Below are 21,811 nucleotides of genomic sequence, written 5' to 3'. Positions count from 1 at the left end.
AGGACGCTCGGCGCTCTAAGGGGCCGACAATTCCCCAAGGAGACCGTGATGATCGAATTTGCCGCAGCAAGTGGGCCGCGCCTGATGCTGGACGAAACATCGGTGCTGGATATCGGCGGGTGCATCGTCAACGGCGTCGACATCGCGCCGAAACGCGCCATTCCCGATGACGGCGATTCGCGAATCGATCACTCGCTTGAGGGCTTTCTGTTCACCTGCGGGCCGGATCATATCCGCCACCGCCAGCCGATCCCCGGCCGGGACGACGGCAAGGTCTATCCGCTGCACGGATCGGCCTCCGGCCATGCGGCAAAGGTGCTGTGGACAAAGTTCGAGAACGGCAATGCCGAATGCCGCGCCGATATCGACATCACCACCGTCGAAGGACTGCCGCAGCGCATCGAGCGGCTGTGGCGGATCGATGGGGCGACCGGCGAGGTGCGGCTCGAGGACCGGGTCGTCAATACGAGCGATCGGACGGTGCCGACCTTCCTGATGTACCACATGAACACCGGCGGCAAATGGCTGGACGAGGGAACGCGGCTCGAAGGCCTGATGCTGGAAAATGGCGGTTTCCCTTGGACGTTCGGCGAGGAGCCGGGCGGCATCTTCTGCGTCGCGGCGGCGGCTGCGGAGGAGGGGTTCGCGGAGGTCCGCCTCGGACCGATCGCCGCAATCGGCGGCAGGACGCTGCGGGTGCGTTTCCGCGCCGACACGCTGCCGCATCTACAGGTCTGGCGGAACCAGAAGGCGCCGGCCCACATCATCGGCATCGAGCCGGTTTCACATCGCTGGATCTCGCGCGACGAGCTCGAGGCCGCCGGTGAGTTCAATATGTTGGCGCCCGGCGAGAGCCGCAGCTATGCGCTGACCTTTGCCTTCCTGTGAGCGAAGTGTTGTTGACGCTGGCAGACCTCCGTCGTAGACCTTCAGCCCACGATTTTTGAGGAGACAAGACGATGGATATTCGCCAGATCGACGATGAATATTCGGTTTCGGGCCAGATCACGCTTGAGGAGCTCGACGAGATCAAGGCGCTGGGGTTCAAATCGATCGTCTGCCACCGCCCCGACCACGAAAGTCCCGACCAGACGTCGTTCTCTGTTATCGAGGCGCGCGCCAAGGAACTCGGCCTGAATATCGCCCACGTGCCTGTGGGGCCGATGGGCGTGACCGAGGAAGCCGTGCAGGGCATGGTCGACGCGCTCGACGAATTCCCGCGGCCGATGCTCGGCTATTGCCGTTCCGGGGCACGCTCGACGGCGATTTACCAGAAGACCCACCATATCCGCAATTGAGCCCGTTCCGGGCGCCGATTTTCCGACGTTGAACCTCAACGCCTTCACCTTCCATTCACTCAGGAGACTATAATGAGCATCAAGCGTATCGACGTCGGCTCGCGCATGAGCGGCGCCGTCATTCACGGCAACACGGTCTATCTCGCAGGCCAGGTCGGCGAGGGCGAAAGCGTTACCGATCAGTGCAAGTCTTCGCTTGCAGAAGTCGACCGCCTGCTGGCTGCATCAGGCAGCAGCAAGTCGAAGATCCTGCAGACGATCATCTATCTGTCCGATATCGCCGATTTCGCCGAGATGAACGCCGTCTGGGAAGGCTGGATCGACCCGGCCAATCCGCCGGCCCGCGCCACCAGCGAAGCCAAGCTCGCTGCGCCGAAATACAAGGTCGAGTTCATCATCACGGCCGCACTCGACTAAGTCGCACCATTGCGATTACCTGAAGCCGGTGAGCACCTGCGCGTGCTCACCGGCTTTTTGTTTGCGCGATTTCGGAGAGCGTGCGTGTCGGCGTGATCGCTTCGGGATCGAGCTTGACCTCGATGATTGCGGGCTTGCCGCTGGCGCGTGCCCGCTCGAAGGCCGGGGCGAAATCCGCTGTCGTTTCCACCGTCTCGCCGTGGCCGCCATAGGCACGGGCAAGGGCCGCGAAATCGGGATTGGTCAGATCGGTGCTGCTGACGCGGCCAGGATACTCGCGCTCCTGATGCATGCGGATCGTGCCGTAGATGCCGTTGTTGACGACGACTGCGATGATCGGCAGGCCGTAGCGGATGGCGGTGGCGAATTCCTGGCCGTGCATCAGGAAGCAGCCGTCGCCGGCAAAGCAGATGACCTCGCGCTCGGGAAACAGCCGCTTGGCGGCCACCGCCGCCGGCAGGCCGTAACCCATCGAGCCGGAGGTGGGTGCGGCCTGCGTGTTGAAACGGCGAAAACGATGGAAGCGGTGCACCCAGGTGGCGTAGTTGCCCGCACCATTGGTGAAGATCGTCTCCGGCCCGGTATTGGCCTCCAGCCATTCCATGATCGGCCCCATATGGACGGCGCCCGGACCTGTCGACGGCGGCGTCGACCAGGCGAAATAGGCCTGGTGCAGGCGCGCGGTGCGCGCGGTCCAGTGCGGTTCGGCCGGCGCTTCCAGATCGGCGAGTGCGGCGACGAAATCGGCAGGTGCGGCGCAGATGGCAAGATCCGGGCGATAGACGCGGCCGAGCTCAGAAGGGTCGGGATAGATGTGCACCAACGATTGCTGGGGGTAGGGAATATCGATCAGCGTATAGGACGAGGACGGCATTTCCGACATGCGGCTGCCAAGCAGGATCAGCAGGTCGCTTTCCTTGATCTCTTTTGCCAATGCCGGATTGATGCCGATTCCGACATCGCCGGCATAAGAGGAATGAAGATGATCGAACAGCATCTGCCGGCGGAAGGAGCAGCCGACGGGCAGTTGAAAACGCTCGGCGAAGCTTTGAAAATCGGCGACAGCATCGGCATCCCAGCGCGTACCGCCAAGGATCACCATCGGCCGCTCCGCCTTCAGCAAGCGGAGATAGAGATCGTCGATCTGGCGGCGGCCGGGATGGGCCTCGGCGTTGGCATAGTGCTTGGCGCGCGGTGCCTCGACTTCATCGCGCAGCATGTCTTCCGGCAGCGTCAGCACGACCGGGCCGGGACGGCCGGAGGTTGCGACCGCAAAGGCGCGGGTGACGAACTCGGGAATGCGGGCGGCATCGTCGATCTCGCCCACCCATTTGGCGAATTCGGTGAAGGCGCGGCGGAACTCGACCTCCTGGAAGGCTTCGCGTTCGCGTGCTTCGCGCTGCACCTGGCCGATGAACAGGATCATTGGGATCGAGTCCTGCTTGGCGATATGCAGGCCGGCGGAGGCGTTGGTGGCGCCGGGGCCACGGGTCACCATGCAGATGCCCGGTTCGCCGGTCAACCTGCCCCAGCAATCCGCCATCATCGCCGCTCCGCCCTCCTGGCGGCAGACGAGGACGTCGATATCGCTGTCGCGCAACGCGTCGAGCACGGCGAGAAAGCTCTCGCCGGGCACGCAGGAGAGACGCTTGACGCCGTTCGCCTTCAGCGCCTCTACGATCAGTTCCCCGCCGGTTTTTTTCATGACGATGCCTTCTTCATGACGATATCTCCCTCTCACGCTCGGCGAGTTCCGCCAGAATTTCTGCCTGGTGTTCACCGAGGCGCGGGCTCGGCCTGACGTAACGCAGCGGCGTCTCCGACAGCACCACGGGCGTTCTGACCCCTGGGATCACGGTGCCGGCGGCATCCGCAAGGTCGATGCGTAGGCCGCGGGCCTGTATCTGCGGATGGGCGAACATTTCCTCGATCGTGTTGATGGCGCCTGATGGAACCGCGTTCTCCTCGCAGGCCGTCAATAGATCCGCCTTTTGCCATTTCAGCGTCTCGGTGGAGATGAGGCGGCGTACTTCGCCGCGATTGCCGACACGGGCCTTGTTGGTGGCGAAACGCTCGTCACCGGCGATGGCCTCCAGGCCGAGGATAGTGCAGAGGCGGCGGAACTGTCCGTCGTTTCCGATCGCGAGGATGAGATAGCCATCCGCCGTCGGCACGACCTCATAAGGCGAGATATTGGGATGGGCATTGCCGAGGCGGGTCGGCGCCTCTCCGGAGACCAGGTAATTCATGTTCTGATTGGCGAGCACGGCCGATTGCACATCGAGCAGGGCCATGTCGACCAACTGGCCTTCGCCTGACTTCAGAGCGTGGATCAGGGCGGCTTCGATCGCCGAGACGGCATAGATGCCGGTGAAGATATCGGCGATAGCGACGCCTGCCTTCATCGGCTGGCCGCCCGGCTCCCCGGTAATCGACATGAAGCCGGACATGCCCTGGACGATATAATCGTAGCCGGCGAGGCTGGCATAAGGGCCGTTCTGGCCGAAGCCGGTGATTGAGCAATAGACGAGCTTCGGGTTCACCTTGCGCAGGCTGTCATAATCGAGCCCGTATTTGACGAGGCCGCCGACTTTGAAATTCTCGATCACCACGTCGGCGGTGGAGACGAGGCCGCGGACGAGTTCCTGGCCTTCGGCACTCTTCAGGTCGGCGGTGACGGAGCGCTTGCCGCGATTGGCGGCGTGGTAATAGGCGGCCGAGAGATTTTCGCCGTCGGCGCCTTGGACGAAGGGTGGCCCCCATTGGCGCGTATCGTCGCCGCCGTCGGGATTTTCGACCTTGATGACGTCGGCGCCGAGATCGGCGAGCATCTGTCCCGCCCAAGGGCCGGCGAGCACACGGGCAAGCTCGATCACCCGGATGCCGGCCAGCGGCGGTTTTTTCGTCACGGTCTCCGTCATGTTCCTCCGGGCTCTCGTTCTTAGATCTAGGGCGCCAGCGTCGCCTCAGATGTACCGGATACCGGTTTCGATGCAAAGCGGCGCTCACGCCAAACAATGTAGAAGCCCGACGCCATGATAATCATGATGCCGAGCCATTTGACCGCATCCGGGAAGTCGCCAAAGACCAGCCAGGCGAAGATCGTCGCCGAGACGATCTCGAAATATTGCAGCGGTGCGAGCGTCGAGGCTGGTGCTGCGCGATAGGCGTAGACGCCGAGGATGCCCGATATCGCGGCCATGGCGCCGACGCCAGCGACATAGAACCAGGCGCGGCCATCCGGCATGACCGGATCGAAGATATCGGAGCCGGTTCCCTGGCCCAGGAAAAGCAGGATGGCGCAAAAGAGCAGGCCCCAGATGCTCATCTGGAACTGCATCGCCCAAGGGTCTTCCCTATGGGAGAGGACGCGGGTCATCAGCACGAAGATGGCGATGCAAAGCGCGCTGACGACAGGCAGAAGCGCGATGTAGCCGACTTCTTCGAAACTCGGCTGGATGATCAGCATCGCCCCGAAGAAGCCTACGCCGCAGGCGCTATAGCGCCGCCAGCCGATCGTCTCCTTCAGGAAAATGCCGCCGAGGATCGTCAGAATGATCGGCTCGACGAAGAAGATCGCAATCGCGTCGGCGACCGCCATGTATTTCAGCGTGGTGACGAAGGAGATCATCGAGACAGTGATGATCGCGCCGCGGATGGCATGGAACAGGTTCTGGCGCCAGGAAAAATCGGCGAAGCTGCGCCGCCATATCACAATCGGCAGCATGCAGATCGCCTGTACGGCAAAGCGGCCGGCGGTGATCTCCGCGGACGGGACTGTGACGATGGCAAGCTTGGCGAAAATATCGATGAGCGGCGAGAACATCACCGAGATAAACATCAGCACAAGCCCCATCGTCACGTCGGAGGCGGACGAAAGGGGGCGGGCGGAGGTGCTGTTCATGATGAAATCCCTGTGACTAAGGATATTGGTCGCTCAGGATCTTGCGACGGCCCTGTCGCACCAGTCCGCGAAGGCTGAGATCGCCGCATGCGCGCCGATCTCATTCAGTGTTTCGTGGCGCATGTCCTGATATATCTCAGTGCTGATACGGGAGAAGCCTTGGCCTTTCAAATGGTTTGACAGCCAGTGCACGGCTTTTCCACGCTCCGTCGCCGGGTCCTCTCCGCCACCGACCAGATGGATCGGCATATCCCGCGGCAGCCGGTCGAGATGGATTTTCTGCGGCGCGCGGAAGGTCAGCTCGAAGAGATCGAGCCAGAGAGAGACTGAGGCGTCGAAGCCGCAGAGTGGATCGTCGACATACTTTTCGACTTCATCAGGACGATGCGACAGCCAATCGAACTCGGTGCGGCGGCCGGGAATGGATTTGCCCCAGGCGCCGAAGGTGAGCTTCGGCAGCAAGCCGCTCGGCACGTCGGAGCCCTTCAGCATGCGCTCGGCAAGCAGGATCGCCTGGGCGGCGCGGCCGGCAAGACCGACGGCGAAATTCGAATTCCAAATGGCGACAGCGTGGAAGTCGGCCGGAGCCGTGACGGCAGCATTGAGGGCGATAAGGCCGCCCATCGAATGGCCGAAGAGGATCACCGGCAGGCCGGGATAGCGGGAGGCTGCATGGCCGCGCATGACGATGACGTCGCTGATCACCCTTTCGACCCCGCCGCGCTGGGCGAAGCGGCCGATCGGCGCATCGGGTGCCGTCGTCTCGCCGTGCCCTCGATGATCATGGGCATAGACATGATAACCGCGTGCCGCCATCGTCTCGGCAAAGACGCGGTATCGTTTCGAATGTTCGGCCAAGCCATGGGATATCAGCAGGATACCGCGTGCGGGGGTGATGGCCTCGGCATGGTGACAGGCCAGCGACGCCCCTGATACGGCGAGCCTTTGCGTTTCAGAAAACATGTGGTCCTCCCGGCGGCAACAGACCAGAACGCTGGGCAATTGCAACATCGGCGTTAGATTATCTGATAACAATTTGCGGCCTTGTTGCGATTCAGGGTTGCGGCCTTTTGAATTTGATGCTTATTTGTTCCTGTATTGTTCTTTTTGGGGGTTGAGATGAGCAGCATGCAGTTGCGTACCTTGTCGTTCGCCGTGTCGATGGTTGTTGCCGGCGCTGCCATGGCGCAGGAGGCTGGCGGGCGCACCCGCTTCATTCTGGCGGCAAGCTGGCAGCCGGCTTTTTGCCAGACAAATCAGAAGAAGCCTGAATGCGCTACGCAGGCCACGGAGCGCCATGATGCGACAAACTTCTCGTTGCACGGGCTATGGCCGATGCGGCAGGATTATTGCGGCGTGAGCGCCGAGCAGAAGGCCGCCGACAAGGATGGCGACTGGAACAAGCTGCCGGAGGTCACGCTTGCGGCGGAGACGCAGGCGGCGCTCGCAAAGGCGATGCCCGGCACGCAGTCCGGGCTGGAACGGCATGAATGGGTGAAGCATGGCACCTGCACGAAGATGAGCGCCGACGACTATTTCGGCGTCGGCATGCATCTCGTGGGCGCACTCAACGCGTCGGCCGTGCGCGATCTCTTCGCTGCCAATATCGGCAAGCCGGTCAAGGCCGAAGCGATCAAGGCGGCTTTCGACAAGAGCTTCGGGCCGGGTGCCGGCGATCGTGTCAAGATGAGCTGCCGACGAGCCGGCAATATCAGGATGATCAGCGAGCTGACGATCGGGCTTTCGGAAGCCGCCGGAGCGGCATCGGCGAAAAGTGCCGGCCTCGCCGACCTGATCCAGGGCGCTGGAAAAACGTCGTTCGGCTGTGACGAGGGCGTCGTCGATGCTGCGGGCTTTTGACCGGAAATCCTGAGTAAACCGGGTTTCGGCGTTGCCCGCAAGCGCTGTTTCGCTTACATAGCGGCACAATCAAAGTTTCCCGCCCGGAGCAGCGCAGCATGGCACGTCAGTTCATCTATCATATGTCCGGCCTCAACAAGGCCTATGGCAACAAGAAGATCCTGGAGAATATCCACCTTTCGTTCTACCCGGATGCCAAGATCGGTATTCTTGGTCCGAACGGCGCTGGTAAATCCACCGTGCTGCGCATCATCGCAGGCCAGGACAAGGAGTATACCGGCGAAGCCTGGCTCGCCGAAGGTGCGACCGTCGGCTATCTGGAGCAGGAGCCGCATCTCGATCCCAACAAGACGGTGTTCGAGAATGTCATGGAAGGCGTTGCCTCGAAGACGGCCGTCCTCGATCGTTACAATGAATTGATGATGAACTATTCCGACGAGACGGCGGAAGAGGGCGCCAAGCTTCAGGACGTCATCGACAGCCAGAACCTCTGGGATCTGGAAAGCCGGGTCGAAATGGCGATGGAAGCGCTACGCTGCCCGCCGCGTGACGCCGATGTCACCAGCCTTTCGGGTGGTGAGCGACGCCGTGTCGCGCTCTGCCGCCTGCTGCTTTCGCAGCCGGATCTGCTGCTGCTCGACGAACCGACCAACCACCTGGACGCCGAAACCATCGCCTGGCTCGAAAAACATCTGCGCGACTATCCGGGCGCCGTGATGATGATTACCCACGATCGCTACTTCCTGGATAACGTCACCGGCTGGATCCTCGAACTCGACCGTGGCCGTGGCATTCCCTACGAAGGCAACTATTCGGCCTACCTGCAGGCGAAAGCCAAGCGGATGCTGCAGGAAAGCCGCGAAGACGCATCGCGCCAGAAGGCGATCAGCCGCGAACAGGAATGGATCGCTTCCAGCCCGAAGGCCCGTCAGGCCAAGTCTAAGGCGCGTATCAAGTCCTACGAGCAGTTGGTGGATGCCGCCGAGAAGCAGCGTCCCGGCGACGCACAGATCATCATCCCGGTCAGCGAGCGCCTCGGCCAAGTGGTCATCGAGATGGACGGCATCACAAAGGGCTTCGAGGGCCGCACGCTGATCAACGACCTGTCGATCAAGCTGCCGCCAGGCGGCATCGTCGGCATCATCGGCCCGAACGGCGCCGGTAAGACGACGCTATTCAGAATGATCACCGGCCAGGAAACGCCGGATGGCGGTTCGATCCGCATCGGCGAGACCGTGCATCTCGGTTATGTCGACCAGAGCCGTGACACCCTTGTGGCCGACAAGACGGTCTGGGAGGAAATCTCCGGCGGCGCCGAAATCATCAAGCTTGGCAAATTCGACATGAACTCCCGTGCCTATTGCGGCGCCTTCAACTTCAAGGGCGGCGACCAGCAGCAGAAGGTCGGCAATCTCTCTGGTGGTCAGCGCAACCGTGTTCACCTTGCCAAGATGCTGAAGGCCGGCGGCAACGTTCTGCTGCTCGACGAACCGACCAACGACCTCGATACGGAAACGCTGGGTGCCTTGGAAAACGCGCTGGAGAACTTTGCCGGCTGCGCCATCATCATCAGCCATGATCGCATGTTTCTCGACCGTCTGGCGACGCATATCCTCGCTTTCGAAGGCGACGGCCATGTCGAATGGTTCGAAGGCAACTTCGAGGATTATGAGCAGGACAAGGTGCGCCGCCTTGGCCCCGATGCCCTAAACCCGGGCAGCCAGGCTCACAAGCGCCTGACACGCTGATCCACCTGTTTCTCGATCACGAGAGCCCCGGTTCGCCGGGGCTTTTTCATGTCACGCCTTGTCGCAATCTGAGCAGCCAATTCCGCGGAGAGTGCGAATTGTCGCTTGCCACCGCTTTTCAAATCACATAAAGATATCTTTATATCTTGATTGGATCGAAGATGAGCGAACCCTTGAAGCTTGGACTGGATGCGCTGGTGGACGTCTTGAAGGCGGCCGGCGAGCCCACGCGCCTGCGTCTTCTGGCGCTTCTTGACGGCGGCGACCTGACGGTGACCGATCTTACCGAAATTCTCGGCCAATCCCAGCCCCGCATCTCCCGCCACCTGAAGCTGCTCGGCGAGGCCGAACTGATCGAACGCTACCAGGAAGGCGCCTGGGCCTATTTCCGCCTCAAGCAGGACGGTAAGGCCGCCATGCTGGTGCGGGCGTTGCTGAAGCATGTTTCCGAGAACGATCCGACCATCCTTCGCGACGGCGAACGGCTTTCGCTGGTCAAGCGCCAGCGCGCCGAGCGGGCACAGGCCTATTTCAGCCGCAACGCGGCCGAATGGGACGAACTTCGCCGCCTGCATGCGGCCGATGAGGAGGTCGACGCTGCCGTCATCCGGCTGCTCGGCAGCCAGCCGATCGACTCGCTGCTCGATCTTGGCACCGGCACCGGCCGCATCCTCGAACTCCTGTCCGGGCTCTACCGCCGCGCGACCGGCGTCGATGCCAGCCGCGATATGCTGAGCGTGGCACGCGCCAATCTCGACAAATCCCGCATCACCAAGGCCACCGTGCGGCACGCCGATATCCTGAACCTGCCGTTCGAGGGACAGGACTTCGATCTGGTGACAATCCATCAGGTGCTGCATTTCTTCGATCAGCCGGATATTGCGATCGCCGAAGCGTCGCGCATGCTCCGGCCGGGCGGCCGGCTCGTGGTCATCGACCTTGCGCCGCACACGCTCGAATATCTCCGCGACGAGCATGCGCATGTCCGTCTCGGCTTTTCGCACCAGGCAATGTCCGACTGGCTGCGCAAGAGCGGGCTCGACGTCGAGCAGGTCGTCGATCTTCATCCGGGTCAGCAAAGCGGGCAGGGGTTGACGGTCACCGTCTGGCTCGCGCGCGATCCGAGGCGCCTTATGGCTTCGCAGGCGAGCGAAGGTGCCGAACCTACATTTGCCGGGAGGGTATGACATGGTTTTGAAAAACGAAGCGCGGGACCGCAACATCAGGGTCTCCTTCGAATTCTTCCCACCGAAATCGGAGGAGATGGAAGGGCAGCTCTGGCATACCGTCAGCCAGCTGCAGGATTGGGACCCGGATTTCGTGTCGGTGACTTATGGCGCCGGCGGCACCACCAAAGCGCCGACGCTGACCACGGTCACGCGGTTCCTGTCGCAGACGCCGCTTGCCACCGCCTCGCATCTCACCTGCGTCGGCGCGACGAAGGAAGAGACGCATCAGGTGGTCGACACGTTCCGCAAAGCCGGCGTGACGCATTTCGTGGCGCTGCGCGGCGATGCGCCCGGCGGCGCCGGCGCGCCCTACCAGCCGCATCCCGGCGGTTACGCCAATGCGGCGGAGCTGGTGGCCGGCCTGAAGGAAATCGGCGATTTCGAGATTTCGGTTTCCGCCTATCCGGAAAAACACCCGGAGAGCCTCGACACGGCGGCCGATATCGACATGCTGAAACGCAAGGCCGACAATGGCGCCGACCGGGCACTGACGCAGTTCTTCTTCGACAACGACAATTTCGAGCGTTACCTGGAGCGAGTGCGCGGCGCCGGCATCTCGATCCCTGTTGTGCCCGGCATCATGCCGATCCAGAACCTGACGCAGCTGAAACGCTTCGCCGGCGCCTGCGGCACGATCATCCCCGCCTTCCTCGATGAGCGCTTCGAAGGCTTCGACGACAAGCCCGAGGAGCGGGCGAAGGTCGCCGCCGAAGTCGCTGCCGAACAGATCGAGGATCTCGTCCGGCGCGGCATCCATGATTTCCATCTCTATACGATGAACCGTGCGCCGCTGGTTTCCGCCGTGCTCGACAATCTCGGTCTTTCCCGCCGGCAAACAAGAACTGCGGGCGCAGCCGCCTGATCTTTGCGCGTCTGAAAGACGCGCGGCGCTGTAAAAGTGAAAAGCGCATGTCGGGCGGGACATGCGCTTTTTCGTTGGCGGATTGATCAGCTATTCAGGAGTTTAGGCACTATCAGTCATTACACTTTCGTCGGCCAGCTCAGATGAAGAGCATGGACAAGACGAAAGCAAACGCTGCACTGACCAACAGAACATTCAAGGATTGCGTGAGTCCCATGTCTGTCTCCTCGCGTTAACCGGCCGATAATATGTCTGAAATATGTCGGATGGGAAGCAGATCTTATGCTGCGCTGCAGAAGGGTTCAGTGGATAAGTCGAATAACGTTTCGGCAAGTCTTTGAAATTACCTGTTAATTTTCAACAAAATTTTGTTCACAGATTTTAACATGCCGTTAAATCGGGCGATTGCGTATTTACCTATGCGCCCAAAACATGGCGGACTCGCAACCGGTTGAAAACATATGGAATTCGCAACCGGTTTCAGGCGGCCTTCGCCAGCAGGCGATAGGCGCGGCCGTCGAGAATGACGAGGCCGAAACCGATCAGCGCCATGCCGGCAAATTCGCTCAGTGCGAGCCTTTCGCCAAGGAAGAGCACGCCGAGAAGGATGGCGCTCGGCGGCACCAGCAGAGTGACGAGCGAGGCATTGGTGGCGCCGGCCGCCGCCATGATCCGGAAATAGAGGATGTAGCCGAAGGCGGTCGACAGCAGCGCCAGAGCCAGGATGGCGAAGAGGGCATCCAGCGGCGGTGCGGCAAGCGCCCAGGGGTGATCAGCAAGCAGCGACAGCGGAAGCGAAAGCAGCGAGGAGGCAGTCAACTGACCGGCTGCGGTGACCGGGGCGGGAACATTCTTGAAGCGTTTTCCGTAAGTGGCGGCGAAACCATAGGAGATCGCGGCAAGCACGGGAAGAAGCAGCGCCCAGAGCGGGGCTTCGCCACCGGCCGACATGCCGGGGCCGATCAGCACGATCGTTCCGGCCAGGCCGGCCAGGCAGCCGGCGATCTTAGCCGGCGACAGCTTCTCATCTGAGGTGAAGTAGTTGGCGATCAGCACGGTCCAGATCGGTGTCGTCGCATTCAGGATCGCCGCAAGACCGGCGCCGATGCGGGTCTGGCCGAAGAAGATCAGCGCATGCGGCAGGGCATTGTTGATGAGCCCGAGGATAAGGAATTCGCGCCAGCGGGCTTTGAGGATCGCATAGAAGTCGAAACGGCCGGCGATATAGATATGCAGCGCCAGCGCTGCGAGCAGCAGCCTGAAGAAGACGAGGGTCAGCGGCGGCACGTGCTGGACGGCGATGCGGGCAAAGAAGAAGGAGCCGCCCCAGATCAGGCCGAGCAGGACCAGCAGACCCCAGGTCCAGGCATTCATTCTGATGTCCACGCCGATTCCTCCCTCGCAAACCGCTCGCTTGATGCTTTAGCGCAGGCGGCGAACCGTGCCACCCGTTTCTTGCGAAGCGGGCGGCGGGCGGGGTGTCAGCTGAGATCAGAGGGCGTTGAGGAGGGCAGGCGTCGCCCAGCCGTCAGCCGGCATGCCGAGGCGCTGCTGTTCCTTCTGGATCGCGACACGTGTGCCGGAGCCGAGGATGCCGTCGATCTCGCCGACATCATGGCCGAGCGACTGCAGTTTGGTCTGCAGCGCCTTCATCTGGTCGCTGGCAAGCCCCTGTTCCGGCACGCCCTTGAGATAGGGTTCGGCGCCCGAAAGGCGTGTCCCGAAATAGGCGGCCGAGGTCGTGTAGATGAACGACTTGTTCCATTCGAGATAGATCTTGAAATTAGGGTAGGCGATAAAAGCCGGTCCCATGCGACCCTGTGGCAGAACGAGATCGCCTTCCAGGTTGCCGAAGGCGGTATTGCCGTCGCGCGGCTTGACGCCGAGCGCGAACCATTCTCCCGCTTTCATCGTGCCGCCAAGACCGGACTTCTCAAAGGGCAGGTTATCGGGCACGGTCACTTCCTGCAGCCAGGGCTGGCCGCGCTCGAAGCCGAGGTGCTGGATGAATTTCGCCGCCGTCAGGATGGCGTCCGGGCCGCTCTGCTTCAGGCGGATATGACCGTCGCCGTCGCCATCCATGCCATAGGCAATGATGTCGCGCGGCAGCATCTGCACTTGGCCGATCTCGCCGGCCCAGGCGCCGGTATTGGTGGCGGGGTCGAGGTCGCCGTGCTGGACCATCTCGATAAGGGCGATCAGCTGCGGACGGAAGAGTTCCGGGCGGCGGCAATCATGCGACAGCGTCACAAGAGCGTTGCGGGTATTGAAATCGCCCTGGACGGCGCCGAAATCGGTTTCCATCGCCCAGAAGGCGGTGATGACGCCCGGGGGCACGCCGAAATCCTGCTCGGCGCGGGCAAAGACGTCGGCATATTGCTTCATCTTCTGGCGGCCGATGTCGAGGCGAGCCTGGCTGACGGTGCGCTGGGAGAATTCGAGGAAGGTCTGCTTGAAGACGCCCTGGGCGCGATCCCGGCTCAGCACCTTGGGATCGATCTCGGCGCCAGCGAAGGCCTCGTCGGCGGCTGCCGCACTGGCGCCGGCTGCGACTGCGTCTTTCTTGACACCTTCGAGGAAGGCGGACAGATCGCCGCCGCAGGGTGCGGCCGGGGCTGCGTCAGGCGCCTGCTGGGCGGCCGCGACGCCGGCGAGGGCAAGCGCAAACAGGAGGGCGAGTGCAGAGCAGCTTGCGAGCGAGCGGTGCATGGATGCGGTCCTTATAACAAAAAAGATTTCCCGTCGCTTTCACAGATGAATGTGACGGAAGCAAGAAACATCGCGGGACGTTACTAAGAATTTCTATCCTTGGAAACGGCTGCGACCCAATTGTTCCAGTTCTTTGCACTGCCGGCAAAGACATTGATATCGGTCGGACCGCTGATGCCGGGAATGACGCCAGTCGAGGTATATTGCCAGAAGGCCCAACGACGGTCGGAATAGGTTACCTCGGGGTGTTTCGCCACCGAACGAACCCAGAAATGATAATCCTGGAAGTAGCCGGCGAGATTTTCGCGGTGGAAATCGACCGAGGTATAAATGATCGGGCGCTTGCCGTAATAGGCTTCCAACCGGTCCATGAAACGCTGCATTTCGGCGCGCACCGTTTCAGCGTCGGGGCGGTAGCGGCAGGTCTTCGATTCGGCGTTCCATTCGACGTCGAGCACCGGCGGCAGGCGCATGGCCTCCTTCGGTACGTTGCGGATGAACCAGTCGGCCTGCTGATCGGCCGAAGAGCAGAAATAATAGAAATGATAGGGAGCGTGTGGGATGCCGGCGGCGCGGGCTTCGCGCCAGTATTCGTCGAAGCGCGGATCGACCCTGTCCTTGCCTTCGGTTGCCTTGATGAAGGCGAAAGCGACACCGGAATTCTTCACCGTGCCCCAGTCGATATCGCCTTGCCATTTGGAAATATCGATGCCGTGGACCTGGTTCTGCTGCGGATGCTTCGGACCGAAATCCTGCGGATCGGTATCCTTGAAGCGCGTCTTCGGCTTGATCGACGCCGTTTCGAGGTAGTCATAACCGGAGGAACTGCAGCCGGCCAGCATGATGGCCAGGGGCAAAACGCAAAACAAAAGCCGGCGCATGGGCGTCCCGTCGTAGCTCGAATGATCTCTTTGCCCCACAACCTGACCTTCGAAAAAGACGAGCCAGCAGAGGATAACCCTCTTTTCACCATATCAACGTAAAAAATCGGTTAGTTTCAAGCGAATTATGAGCGCTTGCTGATAATAGCTGCCCGCCAAGCATAACCGCCGCCGACGGCATCGAACACCAATGTAGCGTTGTTTTCATGGGCTTGCGCTTCCAGGACCTCGCGCAGATCGGGGCGCGGGGTGACGTGGAATTTCGCAAGCCAGGACTGCAGCATGCGCCGGAACCAGCCCGGCAAGCCTTCCTGCTGGCCGAAATCGACAATGTGCAGCTGGCCGCCGGGATTGAGTGCGGCGATCGAAGCATCGACGGCGCGCTCCCAGTCCGGGATCATCGACAAGGCATAGGAGATCAGGATGCGGTCGAAGCCGCTGACGCCGAATTCACGCGGTGTGAATGCCGTGGCGTCGGCGACGCGGAATTCCGGGATCGTCGCCTTGGTGGCGAAGGTCTTGCGTGCCGAAATCAGCATCTCCTGGGAAATGTCGAGGCCGAACAGCTTGGCGGTCGGGAAATGCCTGTGGGCGAAGGCCATGTTGCGCCCGGTGCCGCAGCCGACTTCCAGAAGGCTGCCGCCTTCGGCCACGTCGAGATTGCGGATCGTGCTGTCGCGGCCGAGAAGATAATATTTGCGGGTCAGGTCGTAGATGTGCCGCTGGTAGCGGTACATGCCATCCATGAGGCTGGCATGTTCATCGCTCTTTCCTGCCGCCTCAGTGTCGACCTTGCTCACGCCTTCTTCCCGTAAATGTGGAAGCCGCCGTAGATTGCCGAGCGATCGAGCGCGGTCAGTTCAAACGACTTCTCCTCGAAGTAATCCCACTGGTCGCGGATCACAGGCGCCAGACGGCCTTCGATAATGCTTTTTTCGGCGGCGGTGCGGAAGATCACGCAGGCCCCTTCACGCGCCGTGCGGGTGATTTCCGTCCAAACGTTGTTCAACTGCTCATCCGTCATCCAGTCCTGTGCGTCGAGGAGGATGTAGCGGTCGCGCGAGGCGGCCGGCTCGCGGGCCAGAAGCTCGGTGAAGCTTGCGTGGTGGACGTTGACGCGGTCGACATTGGCGCGGATCACCTGATAGTGCTCCGACTTCAAATAGGTCGGCAGCGGGCCTTCCGCTTCGGTGCCGTAGCGGCGGCCGAAGGCCTGCCAGGCGAAATAATTGTCGCTCATCGGGAAATGACAGGCGAGCTTTTCCAGGCGGTGCTTCAGCACCGGCGCGATCGAATGATCAGCGGCAAGGCTTGCAAGTTCATCATATTGCTGCGGCGGAATCCCGAGGCCGAAGAGCGAGCTCTTGCGACCGGTGATCCAGCGCACGACCGGCTTTTCGAAGAGCGGTGCGATCTGCTCGTCGAAGAACTGGCGCTGCTCGCGGATCGAGCGGGTCTTGGTCATCTCGCGCAGCTTGACGCCATGCAGGCGGGCAAGAAGGTGAGCGGCGCCGATGAAGCGGCCGAGCAGGCCGGTTTCGTAAATGTTGCGGTCGAAGACAGTGACGCGGCGGCGGCCGAACTTGCGGCCGTTCCAGTAGCTGCGGGTCGCCTCATCGAGGCGGGCGGCGAGATGCTGGTCGTAAGCGCGGCTGTTCGACTTCTCGTTCGGCATCGCCAGGAAGCGGACGAGATCGGCATGGCCGGGAAGATGCTTGAAGGCGGCAAGCTTCAGGCGGTTCAGCGCGATGTGGTGCGGGTTGAGATCGACGACGTCGATCGAGGCCGGCGTCTTGGAGAGATAGGCGAGCATGTTGCAGCCGCCGGAGCCGATGGTGACGATGCGATGGTTGGGCTTCAGCTCCATCGCCTGCATGTCGAGATCCGGATCCTCCCATATCTGCGGATAGACGAGGCCGGAGAAGAGAAGGCCGAAGAGACGCTCGGAAAAGCCATCCTTCGAAAAAGCCTTATGGCGAAGAAGGGCGTCCTTGAGTTTCCGGTTCTTGCGGAAGCCGGCATCCGGTGCAAATTCTGACATGAGTCTGTCACCTTTTTAGCGTTCAGGGCGTGTAGCGCGCCTCTGCTACAGTTTGATGACGCGGGCTGTGGGAGGCGCCATTCCTGGGAGACTTCGACCTCCTCGGGCGAGCGACCGGGATGGCTCTCCTCGGAAAGTGATCGGGACGATGATTCTTCTTCGCTTCGGCCCCTTTCCGGCGCGTGTGATTCCTGCTTCTCTCCCGGCATGGAGGAATGCCATGCGATTTGTCCTGCGTATCCTGAAGGCGCTTGCTCTCCTTCTCGTAGTCATCATCGTCGCCGCGGCCGGCTGGCTGTTCATCCGGCCACCGGAACTGCTCAGCGTCGGCGACGGTTATGCCGCCAAGATCGTCTGCTCCAACGTGTTCATCGCCGGCCGGGAGGCGGAGGATGTGCTCCATGACGACGTCCAGGCGCCTGGAAATCCGCTACTGCGGCTGGTGCGTGTCAGCGTCGACCCCGACAACGACCGCGTGACGGCGCGCTTCATGGGACTGTTTGCACCGAGTTATGCGCTCTATCGCGGTGCTTTCGGCTGCACGAGCGTGCCGGACGGCAATTTCGAGGCGGCCGCAAAGGCAGCTCCCTTCGATCCGCCGGCCAAGATGCTGGCGAATGACGCCTTGTGGCCGGAGGGCGAGGGCACCGGCAATCCGGCGGACGGGAAGGTCGCTGCGCTGCTTGCCGATGCCGGAGTTGCCGGCCCGGCAATGCGGGCGATCGTCGTGGTGCGCAATGGCCGCATCGTCACTGAGGCCTATGGCCCTGGCTTCTCGACAAAGACGCCGCTAATCGGTTGGTCGATGACGAAGACAGTGAATGCGGCGGTCCTCGGCCGGCTGATGCTCGGCGGCAAGATCTCCTTCGACGATGATAATCTGTTGGCGCAGTGGAAGAACGATGCGCGCGCCAGAATCAAGGTTTCCGACCTGCTCGGCATGGAGAGCGGCCTTGCCTTCAACGAGGATTATGGTGACGTCGCCGATGTGACGCGCATGCTCTATCTCGATCCCGACATGGTATCGCTGCCGGCCAATGCTCCGATGGAGGCGGCACCCGGCCAACGCTTCCGCTATTCGAGCGGCACGGCCGTGCTGCTGTCGCGCATCTGGATGGACAGGGTCGGCAATGCGCAGGCGGCTTTTTCCTATCCGCACGATGCGTTGTTTTCGCCGCTCGGCATGACGAGCGCGGTGTTCGAACTCGATGCCCGCGGCACGTTTGCCGGAAGCTCTTATCTTTATGCGACGGCGCATGACTGGGCGCGCTTCGGGCAGTTTCTGCTGCAGGATGGTGTGTGGAACGGCCAGCGATTGTTGCCGGAGGGCTTCGTCGGCGCGATGCGCACCCCGACGGCGGCGTCGAACGGGCGCTATACGCAGGCTCAGGCCTGGCTGGCACCCGGCGGCGGCTCCAGCGCTGAGGCCGGGTTACCTGAGGATACGTTCTGGCTGACGGGGCACGACGGGCAGAGCATGGCAATCGTGCCTTCCGCCAATCTGGTGGTCGTCAGGCTTGGCCTGACGCCGAGCCGGCTCGGCTATCAGCCGCAGACACTGCTGAAGGCGATCCTGGCGGCATTGCCGAAACCGGGAGAGCAGCAACAGCAGGCCGGATCGCAACGGCAGACACAGCCGCAGCCATAGGCTGGGGCTTATTCAGCCATTATCTCTACTGCATGTTCAAGGGACGGCTGTAGTTTCAGCCGGTTTCAATAGTTACCTTGGGCGATGTCGGTCATGCCCTTGCGCTTGGCGTCGTAATAATAGCCGCGCGCATAGAGGCGGACGGCATCGTCTTCCCGACTGTCGGAGACGAGCCATGCGCCGCGCAGATATTTCGCGGCATATTTGATATTGGTCTCGGCATCGAAGAGGCCGCCCGGGGCACCGTCATAGCCCATGGACTTTGCGGTGTTGTATTTGATCTGCATGAGGCCGAAATAGCCGCGCTTGTTGTAGGCCTTCGGATTATAGCGGCTCTCGCGATGGACGATGCGGTGGAGCAGCGTCTCGGGAATCTCGTAGACCTTCGAATATTTGGCGATGAGCTTGGTGACGAAGCTCTTCTCGACCGTCGGCGCATCGTCCTTGTCGTCGTCGCTGAACATCGGGGGGGCGGTCGGCGGATCGCTCGGCCCGGATTCGTCGAAACCGTAATCCATCCTGGCACGCGGCGTGGTGTCGACTGCGGCAAGTGCTGCAAGCGCGCTGTTTTGCGGTGTCGCGGCAAAGGCAAGCTGCGTCGTCGGCTGTGCCGGCGTTCCCGGACGCGGCGTCGGCACGACGGACTGGATCGCCGTCATCTCGGGCGTCAGCGGAATCTGCGCGTAGGCTGCCGGCTGTATGCCTGCCTGCATGGCGAGATCCGCAGGCTGAGAGGTTGCCACAGCCGGCATCGCCGTTGCGGTCAGGGAAGTGGATGATGCCTGGGGAATGGTGGCGCCAGCAACAGCTGCGCCTTCGGCTGTCGGGATCGCGGCGAGCGTTGCATCTTCGCCCGGCTTCGGCATCGGTACGACGGTCTGGGCGGCTGTCAGTTCGGCCTGGGACGTGTATTCGACGCTCGTGCATCCCGTCATCACGCCGCAGAGTATCGTGGAAACGACAAGACTGCGTTTCAGGCCGGACAATCCGATCGCTACCATTCCGCCACTTTCGTGAAATCGCGCCGCCCCGGCAGCGTATAAAAGTTACCAAAATCCTTAAACCCTGGCGACCCCATTAACCTATTCGTGGCATTCCGGCAACCACGGAATATTACTAGGCTGCAATACGGCGATACCCGGCCGTTACGGCACCTGCAGCGATCAGCAGAGTCCCTCCGGTTCGGTTCACGGCGCGCTGGATGCTCGCCTTGCGAATCAGTCCGCGCGCGGCATGGGCGAGAAACGCGTAGGTGGAAGCGTTGAGGATCGCCAGCACGAGGAAGGTCGCTTCCATGATCGCCATCTGACCGAGAAAGGGCAGAGCCGGATTGAGGAACTGAGGCACGAAGGCGACGAAGAAAATGATGCTCTTCGGATTGAGGGCGGTGACGACATAAGCGTGGAGGAAGATCTTGAGCGACTTCTCCTCTGGCAGATTGTCGTTGTCGGCAATCGGTTCGCCGATGATGGGAGCCCGCCAGAGCTTGATTCCCAGCCAGATCAGATAGGCGCCGCCGATCCACTTCAACACGGTGAAGAGGGTCGCGGAGGCGGCCAGAACGGCACCGAGACCGAAGAGAGAAGCCGTCATCGCGGTGAAGTCACCGAGCGCCACGCCGCCTACCGTTGCAAACGCCGTCCTGCGTCCATGACCAAGCGCATAGGAAACGACGAGCAGTATCGTCGGCCCCGGTATGGCCAGCATGATGGCGGATGCCGCCGCAAAAGCGAGCCAAGCTTCAAGTGACATGGTGTCTCCTCCTATTCCTCGGGAACAAGCAAAGACATCATATTAACCATCCGTCAATCACGCTTCTTTGTATTTCTGGCCTATATTGTCCATGACTTCGGCAAACCATGCCGTCGATAGGTCAAAAGCCTTGCCGCCCTTGATGCGCGGGAATTCTATAGTGCGCAATTTACCGTTCTGGCCTTCATCATGGCCGGTAACGCCGGAGACTTTATTGAGCGCGCTTTCGACGGCGAGATCGACCATGCTCTGGATCAGCCTGAGGTCATCGCCGTTGGCAGGCGCGGAGCGGGCGAAATAGCCTGATTTCTGCACGAGGGAACGCTCGGCGTTCAAGAGATTGGCGAACTGCCTCTGGAACCATGCGCCGACATTAATGGTGTCGATCTTCACATGGCCGAAGGCATCGCGCTTGACGGTTTCGCCGGCGGCTTCGCGCTCGGCGACGATGGCGTCGAGGCACGCGCCTTCCGAGACAAAGACCGTGGCATGGCCGTTGCGGTCCATGCTTTCCCTTAGGCGGGCGGCCTCGGCGTCGAGGTCGAAGGCCATCTCAGGCAGGTAGACGGCGTCGATGCTCTTCAGATGCGCGTCCATCATCAAGCCATCGACATACTGGTTGTGGCTGGTGCGCTGGAGATAGGCGCGGGCGGTGGCGGCCGTCAGCCAGCCGCAATGGCGGCCCATGACCTCGTGGATGACGAGGGTGCGGGGGGCGGCAGTCTGCTCGTTGCTGACATTGTCGAAGAAATGTGCGCCGACTTCGGCGGCCGTCCAGGCGCCGAGCGACTGGCGGATCGGCACGACGTCATTGTCGACAGTCTTCGGCAGGCCGACGACGGTGAGATCGTAGCCGTTGGCGGCGAGGTAGGCGGCAAGGTCGGCGGCCGTGGTATTGGTGTCGTCGCCGCCGATCGTGTGGAGAATGGTGATGCCGTCATTGGCAAGGCGTTCGGCGGCAACCCGCAGTGGGTTGTCGCCTTCCTTCACCAGGCCGCGCTTGACGCAGTCGGCGGCATTGGTGAGCTTAACGCGGCTATTGCCGATCGGCGAGCCGCCGTAGCGGTGCAGCAGCGGCGCCTTTTCGCGTATCTCGCGGGTGATCTCGAGACTGTCGCCGATGAGCACACCTTGGTAGCCGGACTTGTAGGCGACGATGTCGAGATCGGGTGCGACGTCGCTGTAGCGTTCGATGAGGCCGCCGACGGCGGATGAAAGACAGGGCGCCAGGCCTCCGGCGGTCAGCATTGCGACTTTCTGTTTGGCCATGATCCCTCCTACGGTGTTTCGGTGCGGCAGCGTTAGCTAGCGCATGGATGCGGCAGGGAAAGGGCCCTGTAAAGTAAAGAATTTACGAAAAATGCGCCACTCTGCCGTGTCGGACCGCAAAGGCGACGGGAAGTGCTGATATAATCGTTTCAGGCGCGGTCTACGCGACGGGAATTCCCGTGGAAATTTCCGT

Annotated in this window: 20 protein-coding genes; 8 read left to right on the top strand and 12 right to left on the bottom strand. The window is 61.6% G+C overall.

Features of this window, described 5'->3' with window-relative positions; all coding sequences use genetic code 11:
* The first annotated feature begins 48 nt into the window (after positions 1–48).
* From RLCC275e_RS14480 to RLCC275e_RS14470, 3 genes are all read left to right on the top strand, one after another.
* Positions 49–888 (top strand): DUF4432 family protein, encoded by an 840-nt coding sequence (locus RLCC275e_RS14480; RefSeq protein ID WP_033180980.1) that lies wholly within the window; start codon positions 49–51, stop codon positions 886–888.
* Between the two features lie 71 nt (positions 889–959).
* Positions 960–1,298, top strand: coding sequence for a protein tyrosine phosphatase family protein (locus RLCC275e_RS14475; protein ID WP_003541467.1), 339 nt, complete (start codon positions 960–962; stop codon positions 1,296–1,298).
* Positions 1,299–1,370: 72 nt separating this feature from the next.
* Positions 1,371–1,715 carry a RidA family protein gene (locus RLCC275e_RS14470; RefSeq protein ID WP_018446572.1) on the top strand — a complete coding sequence of 115 codons (345 nt, stop codon included), beginning with the start codon at positions 1,371–1,373 and terminating at the stop codon, positions 1,713–1,715.
* Positions 1,716–1,761: 46 nt separating this feature from the next.
* Here RLCC275e_RS14470 and RLCC275e_RS14465 read toward each other — a convergent pair whose 3' ends face one another.
* From RLCC275e_RS14465 to RLCC275e_RS14450, 4 genes are read right to left on the bottom strand one after another with little or no spacing between them, the layout of a single operon-like run.
* Complete coding sequence (locus tag RLCC275e_RS14465; protein WP_033180979.1) at positions 1,762–3,420, bottom strand: thiamine pyrophosphate-binding protein; 1,659 nt, start codon at positions 3,418–3,420, stop codon at positions 1,762–1,764.
* Between the two features lie 13 nt (positions 3,421–3,433).
* A complete protein-coding gene (gene caiB / locus RLCC275e_RS14460; protein ID WP_033180978.1) occupies positions 3,434–4,636 on the bottom strand; it encodes a succinate--glutarate CoA-transferase in 1,203 nt (400 codons plus the stop codon).
* A 26-nt stretch (positions 4,637–4,662) separates the two neighbouring features.
* The gene (locus RLCC275e_RS14455; RefSeq protein ID WP_033180977.1) at positions 4,663–5,619 is read right to left on the bottom strand and encodes a DMT family transporter; all 957 of its coding nucleotides are present in this window, start codon (positions 5,617–5,619) and stop codon (positions 4,663–4,665) included.
* A 33-nt stretch (positions 5,620–5,652) separates the two neighbouring features.
* Positions 5,653–6,582, bottom strand: coding sequence for an alpha/beta fold hydrolase (locus RLCC275e_RS14450; protein ID WP_033180976.1), 930 nt, complete (start codon positions 6,580–6,582; stop codon positions 5,653–5,655).
* Between the two features lie 156 nt (positions 6,583–6,738).
* Between RLCC275e_RS14450 and RLCC275e_RS14445 the strand changes: the two genes are divergently transcribed.
* From RLCC275e_RS14445 to metF, 4 genes are all read left to right on the top strand, one after another.
* Positions 6,739–7,479, top strand: coding sequence for a ribonuclease T2 family protein (locus RLCC275e_RS14445; protein ID WP_033180975.1), 741 nt, complete (start codon positions 6,739–6,741; stop codon positions 7,477–7,479).
* A 98-nt stretch (positions 7,480–7,577) separates the two neighbouring features.
* Complete coding sequence (gene ettA / locus RLCC275e_RS14440; protein WP_033180974.1) at positions 7,578–9,227, top strand: energy-dependent translational throttle protein EttA; 1,650 nt, start codon at positions 7,578–7,580, stop codon at positions 9,225–9,227.
* Between the two features lie 161 nt (positions 9,228–9,388).
* The gene (locus RLCC275e_RS14435; protein ID WP_033180973.1) at positions 9,389–10,414 is read left to right on the top strand and encodes an ArsR/SmtB family transcription factor; all 1,026 of its coding nucleotides are present in this window, start codon (positions 9,389–9,391) and stop codon (positions 10,412–10,414) included.
* A gap of 1 nt (position 10,415) precedes the next feature.
* Complete coding sequence (gene metF, locus RLCC275e_RS14430; protein WP_033180972.1) at positions 10,416–11,318, top strand: methylenetetrahydrofolate reductase [NAD(P)H]; 903 nt, start codon at positions 10,416–10,418, stop codon at positions 11,316–11,318.
* Between the two features lie 480 nt (positions 11,319–11,798).
* Here metF and RLCC275e_RS14425 read toward each other — a convergent pair whose 3' ends face one another.
* The 5 genes from RLCC275e_RS14425 to RLCC275e_RS14405 form a co-directional block, all read right to left on the bottom strand.
* Positions 11,799–12,704, bottom strand: a complete 906-nt coding sequence (locus RLCC275e_RS14425; protein WP_033180971.1) for a DMT family transporter — start codon at positions 12,702–12,704, stop codon at positions 11,799–11,801.
* A 105-nt stretch (positions 12,705–12,809) separates the two neighbouring features.
* The gene (locus RLCC275e_RS14420) at positions 12,810–14,027 is read right to left on the bottom strand and encodes a lytic murein transglycosylase (RefSeq protein WP_012758307.1); all 1,218 of its coding nucleotides are present in this window, start codon (positions 14,025–14,027) and stop codon (positions 12,810–12,812) included.
* Positions 14,028–14,110: 83 nt separating this feature from the next.
* Positions 14,111–14,908 carry a glycoside hydrolase family 25 protein gene (locus RLCC275e_RS14415; protein ID WP_017994731.1) on the bottom strand — a complete coding sequence of 266 codons (798 nt, stop codon included), beginning with the start codon at positions 14,906–14,908 and terminating at the stop codon, positions 14,111–14,113.
* 125 nt (positions 14,909–15,033) lie between these two features.
* A complete protein-coding gene (locus tag RLCC275e_RS14410) occupies positions 15,034–15,708 on the bottom strand; it encodes a class I SAM-dependent methyltransferase (protein WP_033180970.1) in 675 nt (224 codons plus the stop codon).
* On the bottom strand, positions 15,705–16,949 hold the full coding sequence (locus RLCC275e_RS14405) for a BtaA family protein (RefSeq protein WP_033180969.1): 1,245 nt from the start codon (positions 16,947–16,949) through the stop codon (positions 15,705–15,707). The genes RLCC275e_RS14410 and RLCC275e_RS14405 overlap by 4 nt, the downstream gene beginning before the upstream one ends.
* A 220-nt stretch (positions 16,950–17,169) precedes the next feature.
* On the opposite strand from RLCC275e_RS14405, the gene RLCC275e_RS14400 reads away from it, so the two are divergent.
* The gene (locus RLCC275e_RS14400) at positions 17,170–18,597 is read left to right on the top strand and encodes a serine hydrolase domain-containing protein (protein WP_033180968.1); all 1,428 of its coding nucleotides are present in this window, start codon (positions 17,170–17,172) and stop codon (positions 18,595–18,597) included.
* A 65-nt stretch (positions 18,598–18,662) separates the two neighbouring features.
* On the opposite strand, the gene RLCC275e_RS14395 is transcribed toward RLCC275e_RS14400, so the two are convergent.
* The 3 genes from RLCC275e_RS14395 to RLCC275e_RS14385 all read right to left on the bottom strand — a co-directional run bounded on the left by RLCC275e_RS14395 (position 18,663) and on the right by RLCC275e_RS14385 (position 21,618).
* Positions 18,663–19,598: a lytic transglycosylase domain-containing protein gene (locus RLCC275e_RS14395; protein ID WP_033180967.1), complete on the bottom strand. Its 936-nt coding sequence runs from the start codon at positions 19,596–19,598 to the stop codon at positions 18,663–18,665.
* A 115-nt stretch (positions 19,599–19,713) separates the two neighbouring features.
* Positions 19,714–20,349 carry a LysE family translocator gene (locus tag RLCC275e_RS14390; protein WP_003561042.1) on the bottom strand — a complete coding sequence of 212 codons (636 nt, stop codon included), beginning with the start codon at positions 20,347–20,349 and terminating at the stop codon, positions 19,714–19,716.
* Positions 20,350–20,406: 57 nt separating this feature from the next.
* Positions 20,407–21,618, bottom strand: a complete 1,212-nt coding sequence (locus tag RLCC275e_RS14385) for a pyrophosphate--fructose-6-phosphate 1-phosphotransferase (protein WP_033180966.1) — start codon at positions 21,616–21,618, stop codon at positions 20,407–20,409.
* Positions 21,619–21,811: the final 193 nt, after the last annotated feature.

It is taken from the genome of Rhizobium brockwellii, assembly GCF_000769405.2.
GTDB classification, from domain to species: Bacteria; Pseudomonadota; Alphaproteobacteria; order Rhizobiales; family Rhizobiaceae; genus Rhizobium; species Rhizobium brockwellii.
This window is presented reverse-complemented; position numbering and strand designations above follow the sequence as displayed.

Coding starts and splice junctions, on each gene's coding strand:
- RLCC275e_RS14480 (WP_033180980.1), top strand. CDS start 49: ATGATCGAATTTGCCGCAGCAAGTGGGCCGCGCCTGATGCTGGACGAA.
- RLCC275e_RS14475 (WP_003541467.1), top strand. CDS start 960: ATGGATATTCGCCAGATCGACGATGAATATTCGGTTTCGGGCCAGATC.
- RLCC275e_RS14470 (WP_018446572.1), top strand. CDS start 1,371: ATGAGCATCAAGCGTATCGACGTCGGCTCGCGCATGAGCGGCGCCGTC.
- RLCC275e_RS14465 (WP_033180979.1), bottom strand. CDS start 3,420: ATGAAAAAAACCGGCGGGGAACTGATCGTAGAGGCGCTGAAGGCGAAC.
- caiB (WP_033180978.1), bottom strand. CDS start 4,636: ATGACGGAGACCGTGACGAAAAAACCGCCGCTGGCCGGCATCCGGGTG.
- RLCC275e_RS14455 (WP_033180977.1), bottom strand. CDS start 5,619: ATGAACAGCACCTCCGCCCGCCCCCTTTCGTCCGCCTCCGACGTGACG.
- RLCC275e_RS14450 (WP_033180976.1), bottom strand. CDS start 6,582: ATGTTTTCTGAAACGCAAAGGCTCGCCGTATCAGGGGCGTCGCTGGCC.
- RLCC275e_RS14445 (WP_033180975.1), top strand. CDS start 6,739: ATGAGCAGCATGCAGTTGCGTACCTTGTCGTTCGCCGTGTCGATGGTT.
- ettA (WP_033180974.1), top strand. CDS start 7,578: ATGGCACGTCAGTTCATCTATCATATGTCCGGCCTCAACAAGGCCTAT.
- RLCC275e_RS14435 (WP_033180973.1), top strand. CDS start 9,389: ATGAGCGAACCCTTGAAGCTTGGACTGGATGCGCTGGTGGACGTCTTG.
- metF (WP_033180972.1), top strand. CDS start 10,416: ATGGTTTTGAAAAACGAAGCGCGGGACCGCAACATCAGGGTCTCCTTC.
- RLCC275e_RS14420 (WP_012758307.1), bottom strand. CDS start 14,027: ATGCACCGCTCGCTCGCAAGCTGCTCTGCACTCGCCCTCCTGTTTGCG.
- RLCC275e_RS14415 (WP_017994731.1), bottom strand. CDS start 14,908: ATGCGCCGGCTTTTGTTTTGCGTTTTGCCCCTGGCCATCATGCTGGCC.
- RLCC275e_RS14405 (WP_033180969.1), bottom strand. CDS start 16,949: ATGTCAGAATTTGCACCGGATGCCGGCTTCCGCAAGAACCGGAAACTC.
- RLCC275e_RS14400 (WP_033180968.1), top strand. CDS start 17,170: ATGCGATTTGTCCTGCGTATCCTGAAGGCGCTTGCTCTCCTTCTCGTA.
- RLCC275e_RS14395 (WP_033180967.1), bottom strand. CDS start 19,598: ATGGTAGCGATCGGATTGTCCGGCCTGAAACGCAGTCTTGTCGTTTCC.
- RLCC275e_RS14390 (WP_003561042.1), bottom strand. CDS start 20,349: ATGTCACTTGAAGCTTGGCTCGCTTTTGCGGCGGCATCCGCCATCATG.
- RLCC275e_RS14385 (WP_033180966.1), bottom strand. CDS start 21,618: ATGGCCAAACAGAAAGTCGCAATGCTGACCGCCGGAGGCCTGGCGCCC.